6 protein-coding genes are annotated in these 6,759 nt (G+C 73.8%); 4 read left to right on the top strand and 2 right to left on the bottom strand.

Annotation, left to right across the window (positions count from 1 at the left end):
- Positions 1 to 160: 160 nt before the first annotated feature.
- Positions 161 to 1,594, bottom strand: coding sequence for an NAD(P)/FAD-dependent oxidoreductase (locus JFN87_RS31380; protein WP_209345629.1), 1,434 nt, complete (start codon positions 1,592 to 1,594; stop codon positions 161 to 163).
- Between the two features lie 119 nt (positions 1,595 to 1,713).
- Between JFN87_RS31380 and JFN87_RS31375 the strand changes: the two genes are divergently transcribed.
- Both JFN87_RS31375 and JFN87_RS31370 read left to right on the top strand, forming a co-directional pair.
- Positions 1,714 to 2,625, top strand: coding sequence for an aminoglycoside phosphotransferase family protein (locus JFN87_RS31375; RefSeq protein WP_209345631.1), 912 nt, complete (start codon positions 1,714 to 1,716; stop codon positions 2,623 to 2,625).
- A gap of 54 nt (positions 2,626 to 2,679) precedes the next feature.
- Positions 2,680 to 3,171: a GNAT family N-acetyltransferase gene (locus tag JFN87_RS31370; protein ID WP_209345627.1), complete on the top strand. Its 492-nt coding sequence runs from the start codon at positions 2,680 to 2,682 to the stop codon at positions 3,169 to 3,171.
- 15 nt (positions 3,172 to 3,186) lie between these two features.
- Here JFN87_RS31370 and JFN87_RS31365 read toward each other — a convergent pair whose 3' ends face one another.
- Positions 3,187 to 4,836, bottom strand: a complete 1,650-nt coding sequence (locus tag JFN87_RS31365) for an MFS transporter (protein ID WP_209345625.1) — start codon at positions 4,834 to 4,836, stop codon at positions 3,187 to 3,189.
- Between the two features lie 161 nt (positions 4,837 to 4,997).
- On the opposite strand from JFN87_RS31365, the gene JFN87_RS31360 reads away from it, so the two are divergent.
- The gene (locus JFN87_RS31360) at positions 4,998 to 5,717 is read left to right on the top strand and encodes a pentapeptide repeat-containing protein (protein ID WP_209345623.1); all 720 of its coding nucleotides are present in this window, start codon (positions 4,998 to 5,000) and stop codon (positions 5,715 to 5,717) included.
- Between the two features lie 323 nt (positions 5,718 to 6,040).
- Complete coding sequence (locus JFN87_RS31355; RefSeq protein ID WP_209345621.1) at positions 6,041 to 6,439, top strand: ANTAR domain-containing protein; 399 nt, start codon at positions 6,041 to 6,043, stop codon at positions 6,437 to 6,439.
- Positions 6,440 to 6,759 lie beyond the last annotated feature (320 nt).

Genomic DNA, 6,759 nt, shown 5'->3' with positions numbered 1-6,759 from the left:
CCCCCCCCTCCCCCCCCCGCTGCCCCCTCCGTCCCCTCGTGTGCGCCCTCCCTCGACCTGATCCCCCCTATATTCCAAGCAAAGGAAGGGATACGAGATAGAAAGGTGACTGAAGTTCAGACGAATGATCTTCCGATCAGCTGCACGGCGGGGAGGGCGGTCAGTGGCCCGTGACGCGGTTCGCCGCGCGGGCGATCGGGTGCGTCGCGGCCGAGTGGCCGCGTGCCTCCCTGCGGTCCGCCTCGCGGTACGCCGCGTACATGCCCTGGACGCCGAGCCAGCGCAGTGGCTCCGGCTCCCACTTGCGCACCTTGTGGTTCACCCACGGCAGGGACGTCAGCTCGGTCTGCCCCGCCTGGCCCGCGTCCTGCCGTACGAGGTCGCGCAGGGTGCGTCCCGCCAGGTTCGCCGTCGCCACGCCCGAGCCGACGTAGCCGCCCGCCCAGCCGAGCCCCGTCGAGCGGTCGAGGGTGACCGTCGCGCACCAGTCGCGCGGCACGCCCAGCACGCCCGACCACGCGTGCGCGATCCGCACGCCCGCCGCCGCGGGGAAGAACCGCACGAGGATCTCCCGCAGATCGGCGATCGTCGACGCCTGCGTGCGGCCGTCGTTGTCGGTCTTCGAACCGAACCGGTACGGCACGCCGCGGCCGCCCAGCGCGATCCGGCCGTCGGCCGTGCGCTGCGCGTACATGTAGGCGTGTGCCATGTCGCCGAGCGTCTCGCGGCCCTCCCAGCCGATGGACTTCCACACGGCGTCAGGCAGCGGCTCGGTGGCGATCATCGAGGAGTTCATCGGCAGCCAGGTGCGCCGGTCGCCCTTGAGGCCCGCCGTGAACCCCTCGGTGCAGCGCAGGACGTACGGCGCGCGGACGGTGCCGTACGGCGTGACCGCGTGCTTCGGCCTGATCTCCGTCACCGGCGTCGACTCGTACACCCGCACGCCCAGCGACTCGACCAGCGACGCGAGACCCTTCACCAGCTTCGCCGGGTGCAGGCGCGCGCCGTGGGGTGTCCACGTCGAACCGACCGCGCCCGCCACATGGATACGCTCCGCCGTCTCGCGCGCGCCGCGCAGCACGCGGTCGCTCTCGCCGTACGCGAGCTCCGCCTCGTGGAACTCGCGCAGGCGCGTCAACTGGGCCGGGGTGTAGGCGACTTCCAGTACGCCACCCTTGTGGATGTCCGCCTCGATCCGCTCGGCGGCGGCCACCGTGACGACCTCGTCGACCGTCGCGTTCATCGCCTTCTGCAGGCGCACGGCGGCGTCGCGGCCGTGCAGCCTGGCGTAGCTGTCGCGTCCCGCGATGCCGTTGTAGAGCCAGCCGCCGTTGCGGCCGGAGGCACCGTAGCCGCAGAACTTCGCCTCCAGCACGGCGATGTCGAGGTACGGCGCCGCCTTCTTCAGGTAGTACGCCGTCCACAGCCCGGTGAACCCGCCGCCGACGACGCACACATCGGCCGTTGTGTCCCCGGCGAGGGGCTCGCGCGGGACGGGCATGCCGTCCTGCGCGTACCAGAACGAGACGCCGCCGTTCACCGTGAACGGGCTGCTCGAAGGGGTGGTCAGGAGGGCATCGCGGCGGCTGCTCATGCGGCTGATTCGTACACCTGGTCGGTCCGGCCTGTCCAGGGACGGGCCGCGGGACGGGCAGGGGCAGGAGCGTGCACGAGGCAGTGCGGGACGCGCCCCGCGGGTACGCTCGGCGTGTGGTGATCGAGGTGCCGGCGGAACTGGCCGCGTCGCAGGCGCGGTTCGAGGGCGAGGCCGGGCGCGCGTTCGTCGCCGCGCTGCCCGCGACCGCGGCCGGGTTCCTCGCGCGCTGGGGCCTGCGGCGCACGGGCCCCGCACTGCACGGGATGACCGCGCTGGTGCTGCCCGTCGTCCGCGAGGCGGACGGCGTACGGGCCGCCCTCAAGCTCCAGCTGATCACCGACGAGTCCGCGGGCGAGGCGCTCGCGCTGCGGGCCTGGGACGGCGGGGCCGCCGTGCGGCTGCTGGCCCACGGCGCCGACGGGGCGACGGGCGCGCTCCTCGTCGAGGCCGCCGACCCGTCGCGCGACCTGGACGCCCTGCCCGCGAGGGAGGCGGTCGCGGAGATCGGGCGGCTGCTGGCCCGGCTGACGTCCGCACCCGCCCCCGCCGGCCTGCGGACGCTCGGCGACGTGACGGCCCGCATGCTGGCGGAGGCGGCCGGCGTCCCCGCGGAAGCGCCGAGCAGCGGGCTGCTGCGCGAGTGCGCCGCCGTCGTGCGCGAGGTCGCGGGGGAGCCCGGCGACCGGCTGCTCCACTGGGACCTGCACTTCCAGAACGTGCTCGGCTCGCGCAGGGACGACGGCGGCTCGCGCAGGGACGACGGCGGCTGGCTGGCCATCGACCCGAAGCCGCTCGCGGGCTACCCCGGCTTCGAGCTGTACCCGGCGCTGCGCAACCGGTTCGACCCCGGCGACGTGCTGTGGCGCTTCGACCTGCTGACGGAGACGCTCGGCCTCGATGCCGACCGGGCGCGCGCCCGCGCGTGGACGCTGGCACGCGTGCTCCAGGACGGCCTGTGGGCCTGGCGCGACGGGGAGGCCCTCGGCGACGGCGAGACGTTCGTGGGGCGGACGCTGCTGGCGCGCTGAGCCGGTCGCGACGGGGGTGGGCGGCGCCGCGCCCGGCCGTGACAGGCTGGGGCCATGATTCGTAGCGCAACGCCGGACGACGTCCCCGAGATCCACGCGATGGTCCGCGAGCTCGCCGAGTACGAGAAGGCGCTCCCCGAGGCGCGCGCCACCGTGGACCAGCTGCGGGAGGCGCTGTTCGGCGAGCGCCCCGCCGCCTTCGCGCACATGGCGGTGGACGACGAGGACGGGAGCCCGCTGGGCTTCGCCCTGTGGTTCCTGAACTTCTCCACGTGGCGCGGTGTGCACGGCATCTACCTGGAGGACCTGTACGTGCGCCCCGCCCGCAGGGGTGGCGGCCACGGGAAGGCCCTGCTCACGGAGTTGGCCAGGATCTGCGTGGAGCGCGGGTACGAGCGACTCGAGTGGTCCGTCCTCAACTGGAACGAGCCGTCGATCGCCTTCTACCGCTCGCTCGGCGCCCGCCCGCAGGACGAGTGGACGGTCTACCGCCTCACGGACGAGGCCCTGACGACCCTTGGGGCAACGAAGGAAGGCAGCCGCTGACGGGGACGTCCCCCGTCAGCGGTCCCCGGAGCCGGAGCCGGGGCCGGAGCCCGAGCCGGGGCCGGAGCCCGAGCCCGCTGCTCCCGCCGCCGCGGCCCGCCGCGCCTCCTCGCTGCGCGGCGAGCGTGCCGTCACCAGCGTCAGCGCGATGACCGCCGCCGCCAGCATGATCAGCGCCGCCCAGTCCAGCGCCCGCGTGAAGCCGTGCACCGTGCCCGTGGCGACGATGCCGGCCTTCTCGGCGCCCGTGACGGGCCCCTTGCGCGCGGCCTCCGCGAGATGGACGGCCAGGTAACTGCTCGTGGCCGTCGTGGCGATCGTGTTGAGCAGGGCGGTGCCGATGGAGCCGCCGACCTGCTGCGCCGTGTTGACGGTCGCGGACGTGACGCCCGCGTCCTTCGGCGCCACGCCCGACGTGCCGGTGGAGATGGCCGGCACGAAGACGAGCCCGAGACCGAAGCCGAGCAGCAGCGTGCCGGGCAGGATGTGCTGCGCGTACGTCGAGTGCGTGTCGATGAACGACAGGTAGTACAGGCCGCCCGCGCCGAGCAGCAGCCCTGGCCCGAGCAACACCCGGGGCGGCACATGGGGCAGCACCCGGGCGGAGATCTGCGTGGAGCCGACGATGATCGCCGCGGACATGGGCAGGAACGCGAGGCCCGTCTTGAGCGGCGAGTAGCCGAGGATGGTCTGCAGGAAATACGTCATGAACAGGAACACGCCGAACAGGGCGATCGTCGTCAGGCAGATCGTCACCATCGAGCCGCCGCGGTCGCGGTCGCGGACGATGTGCAGCGGCAGCAGCGGGCCGCTCGACCTGGTCTGCCACCAGGCGAACGCGCACAGCAGCGCGACGCCACCGCACAGCAGGGCGAGCACGAGCGCGGACGTCCAGCCGTCGGTCTGCGCCTCGCTCAGGCCGTAGACGAGCGCGACGAGGCCGCCGCAGCCGAGGATCACGCCCGGCACGTCGAGGTGCGCGTGCCCGCCGCCCTCGCGGTCGCGCAGCAGCAGGAAGGCCCCGATGACGGCGATGATCGCGATCGGCACGTTCACGTAGAGGCACCAGCGCCAGCTCAGGTACTCCGTCAGGACTCCGCCGAGCAGCAGCCCGATCGCGTTGCCGCCGCCCGCGATGGCGCTGAACACGCCGAACGCCTTGGCGCGCTCGTTGCCCTCGCTGAACGTGGTCGTCAAAAGCGACAGCGCGGAGGGCGCGAGCAGGGCGGCGAAGATGCCCTGGAGCGCCCGGGAGCCGAAGAGCATCATGGGCCCCTCGGCCGCGCCGCCGATCGCGGACGCGACGGCGAACCCGATCAGTCCGACGATGAAGGTGCGTTTGCGTCCGACGAGGTCGGCGACCCGGCCGCCGAGGAGCAGCAGGCCGCCGAACGCGAGCGTGTACGCGGTGATCACCCACTGGCGGTTGCCGTTGGTGAGGCCCAGGTCGCGCTGGGCGGACGGCAGGGCGATGTTCACGATCGTCGCGTCGAGCACGACCATCAGCTGGGCCGTCGCGATGACGGCGAGCGCCCACCAGCGGTGGTCGTCCCGCGGCCCCGTCGCGGTCTTCCGTCGGCTTCCGGAAGCGGATCGGGCGGGCGACTGGGAAGCGGGCACGGTGCCGGATGCCGACGCGCCGTCCCTCGGGCTTCGATGGCTCATCGGGGCTACTTCCTTCTTCGTAGGATTTTGCCCTGTCTGTTCCGTAGGTACAGAACATCACGATTGAGTGGGTTCGCGCGTGCGGGGAGATTCCCGGGGAGGGGCAGGGGCCCCGCGGCGGGTCGGGGGCGCTGTCAGTGGCGTGGGCCAGGATGGGGCGCATGGCGAGGGCGACGAGGAACGCGAGGAACGCGGCGACGGGCGGGCGGCCGGACGGCAGGGGCGGGGAGGCCGCGGTGGCGGCCGCGCGGCGCCCGGAGGTCAGGCTGCCGCCGCTGACGCCGTACGGCGGTGGCCTTGAGCCGGACGGTGACTACGACGGCCTGGAGTTCCTCGGCGCCGACCTGACCGGGCAGCGGGGGCGCGGCGCACGGTTCATGGACTGCGCGCTGACGGAGTGCGCCCTGGACGAGGCGGAACTGGGGCACGCGCGGTTCATCGACTCGGTCCTCACGCGCGTGCGGGGCGTGGGCACCGACCTGGCGGGCGCGGCGCTGCGCGACGTGGAGGTGGTGGACGCGCGCCTCGGAGGCACGCAGTGCCATGGGGCGAGCCTTGAGCGGGTGGTGATCAAGGGCGGCAAGATCGACTACCTCAACCTGCGGCAGGCCAGGCTCAAGGACATCGTCTTCGACGGCTGCGTGCTGGTCGAGGCGGACTTCGGGGGCGCCGAGCTGACGCGCGTCGAGTTCCGGGGGTGCACGCTGCGGCGGGTGGACCTCTCGGGCGCCCGGCTGAAGGACGTGGACCTGCGGGCGGTGGCCGAGCTGGACATCGCCAGGGGGCTCGACAGCCTGTCGGGGGCGGTGATCAGCACGGCGCAGTTGCTGGACCTCGCACCGGCGTTCGCGGCGCAGCTGGGGGTGCGGGTGGCTGATTGAAGGCCCCGGCGTGGGGGGAGCCGGGGCCTTCACAGTGCTCCGGAGCGAGCCCATCCGTGGGGGGAGGGAAGCGGCGAAGCCTCCCGGGCCCTGCACCGGCAGGCCATCATCTGCCCTCGGTCACGGCAGGTATGTGCCCCATCGCGGAAAAGAAAACGGGGAGAATCGGTGAGGGAGCGGCGCAGGAGCGGCGCAGGCTGTCCGCTCGCGCTCTGACGTGCGGTTTCGGGGAGCGGCATGCGAACTCGTGCGCTTGGCTGGCCGTCCGCGCGTCGCCGATGCACTCTTGTATCGCACGGAAACGGCGGCCTGCGGGGACACGGATGAACGAGCAGCGGAGCGATGAGTGGGAGGCCTCGGACGAGGCCCAGTTCCGCGCTGTCGAGGCGGCGTTGGACGCGGAGGGGCTGCGCCGCGAGGTCGACGGGCTGCGGCACGCGCTGGAGTCCCACCCGGTGATCGACATGGCGCGCGGCCTGGTGATGGCGGCGGGCAGGTGCTCGCCCGAGGAGGCGTGGCAGGTGCTCGTCGAGGTGTCCCAGCACACGAACATCAAGCTCAGGGAGATCGCGCAGAGCCTGGTGGACGGGGTGGAGGGGCCGGCGCCCGCGCTCCCGGTGCGCGAGGCGCTCAACGCCTCGCTGCGCCGGATCGCCGACGAGCGCACGCGCGCCGCCCCAGGCGGCGGAGCCGCCCCGGACCACCCACCCCAGCGCCCGTAGCGCGCGGGACCCGCACGGTCCGGGGCCGCCCGCCCCGCCGTCTGGGCCTCCCCGCCCTCCGGGGCGCCCCGTCACGGGCTGCCCACCCTGCCGGACGCATGTCCTGGGTCGCTCCGCTGCCCTCCGGGCGGGGCCGTACTGCCGACGCACCGGGGCCTCGCCAGGCGGGAGCGGGGCGTGGGCTCCGAGCCGGGGGCGCCTCGCCGGGCAGGAGCCCCCGCTGGTGGCGGACTGTCGTCCGGCGCCGCGAGGGGCCGTTGCGGCGGGCGCGGCCGAGACGCGTGCCGCACGTCGGCGCTGCTATCGGCGGCGTGCGGTCG

The organism is Streptomyces montanisoli (assembly GCF_017813245.1).
Classification (GTDB): Bacteria; Actinomycetota; Actinomycetes; order Streptomycetales; family Streptomycetaceae; genus Streptomyces; species Streptomyces montanisoli.
This window is presented reverse-complemented; position numbering and strand designations above follow the sequence as displayed.

Excerpts from the sequence above, each read along its gene's own strand:
- JFN87_RS31380 (WP_209345629.1), bottom strand. The coding sequence starts at position 1,594 with ATGAGCAGCCGCCGCGATGCCCTCCTGACCACCCCTTCGAGCAGCCCG.
- JFN87_RS31370 (WP_209345627.1), top strand. The coding sequence starts at position 2,680 with ATGATTCGTAGCGCAACGCCGGACGACGTCCCCGAGATCCACGCGATG.
- JFN87_RS31365 (WP_209345625.1), bottom strand. The coding sequence starts at position 4,836 with ATGAGCCATCGAAGCCCGAGGGACGGCGCGTCGGCATCCGGCACCGTG.
- JFN87_RS31360 (WP_209345623.1), top strand. The coding sequence starts at position 4,998 with ATGGCGAGGGCGACGAGGAACGCGAGGAACGCGGCGACGGGCGGGCGG.
- JFN87_RS31355 (WP_209345621.1), top strand. The coding sequence starts at position 6,041 with ATGAACGAGCAGCGGAGCGATGAGTGGGAGGCCTCGGACGAGGCCCAG.